General features: G+C 36.5%; 4 protein-coding genes and 1 tRNA gene. 4 read left to right on the top strand and 1 reads right to left on the bottom strand.

Features of this window, described 5'->3' with window-relative positions:
• Window positions 1–72: 72 nt before the first annotated feature.
• Window positions 73–146 (bottom strand) — tRNA-His (locus R3333_RS13100).
• A gap of 143 nt (window positions 147–289) precedes the next feature.
• Between R3333_RS13100 and R3333_RS13105 the strand changes: the two genes are divergently transcribed.
• The 4 genes from R3333_RS13105 to R3333_RS13120 all read left to right on the top strand — a co-directional run.
• The gene (locus tag R3333_RS13105; RefSeq protein WP_318959222.1) at window positions 290–781 is read left to right on the top strand and encodes a DinB family protein; all 492 of its coding nucleotides are present in this window, start codon (window positions 290–292) and stop codon (window positions 779–781) included.
• A gap of 81 nt (window positions 782–862) precedes the next feature.
• On the top strand, window positions 863–1,861 hold the full coding sequence (locus R3333_RS13110; RefSeq protein WP_318959223.1) for a Gfo/Idh/MocA family oxidoreductase: 999 nt from the start codon (window positions 863–865) through the stop codon (window positions 1,859–1,861).
• 129 nt (window positions 1,862–1,990) lie between these two features.
• Window positions 1,991–2,845, top strand: a complete 855-nt coding sequence (locus tag R3333_RS13115) for a hypothetical protein (protein ID WP_318959224.1) — start codon at window positions 1,991–1,993, stop codon at window positions 2,843–2,845.
• Between the two features lie 6 nt (window positions 2,846–2,851).
• A partial coding sequence (locus R3333_RS13120; RefSeq protein WP_318959225.1) for a sugar transferase occupies window positions 2,852–3,789 on the top strand: 938 nt, incomplete at its 3' end.

The following is a 3,789-nucleotide window of genomic DNA, read 5'->3' on the forward strand; positions in this document are numbered from 1 at the left end:
CTTTCTCAAAGTAAACTTCCGTAAATTTTAGGCATAAAAAAATCCCGACAATTTCTTATCGGGATTTTTCTGGGTGGACGATGGGATTCGAACCCACGGCCTCCGGAACCACAATCCGGCGCTCTAACCAACTGAGCTACAACCACCATGTAAAAAACTAATCTCAAAGCTTTCAAGTATACTCTCTTGCTTCCGTTAGCGGGTGCAAATATATTAAATTTAGATTTACATAAACAACAAAATTCACCTTTTTTTTCATTAAATTAGATAAAAAGAAAATTCAAATTTTATGACTAGCTCAGAACTCATTGTAAATGAATTCAAAAGGCGTGTTTTCACAGAATCGTATTCGAGAATATTTAAGTGCCTTTCTATGATTTCGGATGAAGAATTATGGTTTACCCCCAATAAAAACACTCCGAGCATAGGTTCTTTGGTCTTACATTTATGTGGAAATGGTAAACAATGGATAGTTTGTGGATTAGGATCCGCTCCAGACCATAGACAAAGAGAAAAAGAATTTGAAAAACACCTCAACATAAAAAAAAGCGAGCTCGTGTTTGTGATGGAAAATTTAAAAATTCAAATTACAGAGGTTTTGCACACCATAAAAGATGAAGATCTTCACCAACCGAAAAACATACAAGGCTTGGAAGAAAATGTTTTTTCTGTTTTGGTGCATGTACTCGAACACTTTTCTTACCATACAGGGCAAATCACAACACTCACTAAAATCATTACCAATAAGCAAACCGGTTATTACGATCAGCTGGGGTTATAAACACTTCTTGTTAATAACAATCAAAACATACACTTGTTCCATAGCTCTTAAGCGCTAATTTTGTAGGAAACAGAATTAGATATGCTAAAGATAGGAGTTTTGGGTGCTGGTCACCTCGGTAAAATTCACATCAAACTTATATTAGAATTGAAGGAAGAATACCAATGTGTTGGTTTTTACGATCCTTCAGACGAAAATGCTCAAACGGTTATAGACACCTATGGATTGAAGCGTTTTGGAAGTATTGAGGAGTTAATCGCCGAAGTTGACTGTGTAGATATAGTAACACCAACCATTTCTCATTACGACTGTGCTGCTTATGCTTTGCGTAACTCTAAACATGTTTTTATTGAAAAGCCTATTACAGAAACGGTAGACGAAGCAAAATCTTTGATTTCCCTAGCGCACGAGGCAGATGTTAAGGTTCAGGTGGGGCACGTAGAAAGGTTCAACCCTGCTTTCCAAAAAGCTTTGCCTCACTTCAATAACCCTATGTTTATTGAGACTCACCGTTTGGCGCAGTTTAATCCAAGGGGGACAGACGTTCCTGTAATCTTGGATTTAATGATACACGATTTAGATATCATTTTAAGTGTCGTAAATTCTCCTGTTAAGCGTGTATCTGCTTCAGGTGTTGCTGTAGTTTCTGACACACCGGATATTGCCAATGCTCGTTTAGAATTCGAAAACGGATGTGTGGCGAACCTCACCTCTTCTCGCATCTCTATGAAGAATATGCGTAAATCTCGCTTCTTCCAAAAAGATGCTTACATCAGTGTAGATTTCTTAGAAAAAGAGTTAGAAGTCGTAAAGATGGAAAATGTAGAAGGAGAACCCGGACCTTTCGACATGGTGTTGGAATTAGGAAATGGTAAACCAGACAAAAAGATAATGTTTGACAAGCCGGAAGTTGGTGAAGTAAACGCGATAAAAGAAGAGTTAAGAACATTCGCAGAATCCATTGTCAATAATACAACTCCAAAAGTTCCGATAGAAGATGGATACAACGCTTTGGTAGTTGCCACAGAAATATTGGAGAAATTAAAAATGACGGGAAACCTGGTCAACAACAATATTTAGTATTCTACATCGTTCTTTTTCTAATATTTAACACTTTTGCAGTCTGTTAAAAAAGAATAAATCAATAGTCAATGCTTGTGCATTCGCTTTTCTTTGATGAAAATTGATTGAATTCTTAAAAAATATACAATGAAACACTTATTCTATCTCTGTTTACTGGCATTTGTAATCAATGGTTGTGCAAAAAAGGTTGACGCTCCTTTATGGTTAAAGGTGGACAAATTTCAACTGAATGAAAATCCTTTTGCATCAGACCAAGGTGAGTTAACCGAAAACATAACGGATGCTTGGGTAAATATGGATGGTGAGATTTTGGGAGTTTTTTCCTTACCGATAAAAATTCCAATCATTGCAGACGAAGGAGAACATAGTTTTGTAATTATTCCTGGAATTAAGAACAACGGTATAAGCTCTACGAAATCACGTTATACCTTAATGGAGCCTTACTCGGTAGATCTAACGCTTACCAAAGGAGACACAGCTTCAATTGCTCCTGAAACACAATACTACGACGACTTAACATTTTGGATAGAAGATTTCGAGAACATCAACAACTTAAAGTTAGAAGAATCTAATGCCTCTTTAGCGAGTTTAGGAACAACCAACGATCCCAACATTGTTGAATACGGGAACTATTGTGGACACATAGAATTAACCGATGACGACTCCCTTTTCTACGCTTATTCATCAGCTCCTTTATTGCTTCCTACCAATGGTAGAGTTGTTTATTTGGAAGTAGATTTTAGGACTTCACATGACTTAAGTGCGCGTTTTATCAACTCAACAAATGGTGTAACTAGCGACGATGCCATTGCAACGATGAGAGCCCAAGAAAGCCCTAAATGGACGAAAATATATTTTAACCTCAACGAACTACTTGCCGTTTATAACCAAGCTGATTTTTATGGAATTGCCTTAAGAGCTATCAAAAACAAGGTAGGTCCGCAAGACATTTACATCGATAACATCAAGGTGATATACTAGTTCTACATGCAAAAAAAATTTACTTCTCTATTAATAGTAACAGATTTCCTAATGGCTGCTTTAGCCTGGGCTAGTTTCTTTTACTTTAGAAAAACAGTTATCGAAGTCGCACCCTTTGTAATTAATACTGAATTCATTTTAGGAGTAATTTTAATACCAGCGTTTTGGGTTACGCTTCACGCCCTTTTGGGTACCTACATCAACCCCCTCCGTTTGTATAGGATGAAAATATTGAGTTTAACAACATTAAGCTCTATCATCGGAACAGTAGTCATCTTCTTTGTCTTTCTTTTGGATGATGAAATTGATGGACATCACCTCTATTACAAGTCATTAAGTGCTGTTTTTATTTTACAATTCTGCTACACCCTCCTACCTCGATTCATTATCGTTAATAATTTGGTGCAAAAGGTACATGCAGGAAAAATCGGCTTCAACACTTTGCTTATTGGTGGTAGCCAGAAAGCAGTTGATATTTACGACGAAATCAAATTCAATCATCAAAACTCAGGAAATAAGTTTATCGGTTTTGTTAACTTAAATGGGATAGACAAAAACCTTGAAGATAGACTCCCTTATTTAGGACATTTTAATGATTTTGATAAGATTATTACTGATCTCGACATCGAGGAAATCATCATTGCTCTCGACTCTACAGAACACGAAAAGCTGCGTAAAATCATTGCCAAAGTTTCTGGTAGAGACCTTAAAATCAAGGTAATTCCAGACATGTACGACATACTTTCTGGATCTGTAAAAATGAACAACATTTTCGGAGCACCACTTATAGAATTGAATTCAGAAATACTTCCTATTTGGCAACGAGTTTTAAAAAGGGGAATTGACGTTATTTGTGCAAGTATCGCTCTTATTCTTTTAACTCCTGTTTACATTACGCTGGCGATATTGGTAAAGACCTCTTCTGAAGGACCTATATTCTTTAA

It is taken from the genome of Lishizhenia sp. (assembly GCF_033720595.1).
GTDB lineage: Bacteria > Bacteroidota > Bacteroidia > Flavobacteriales_D > Crocinitomicaceae > Lishizhenia.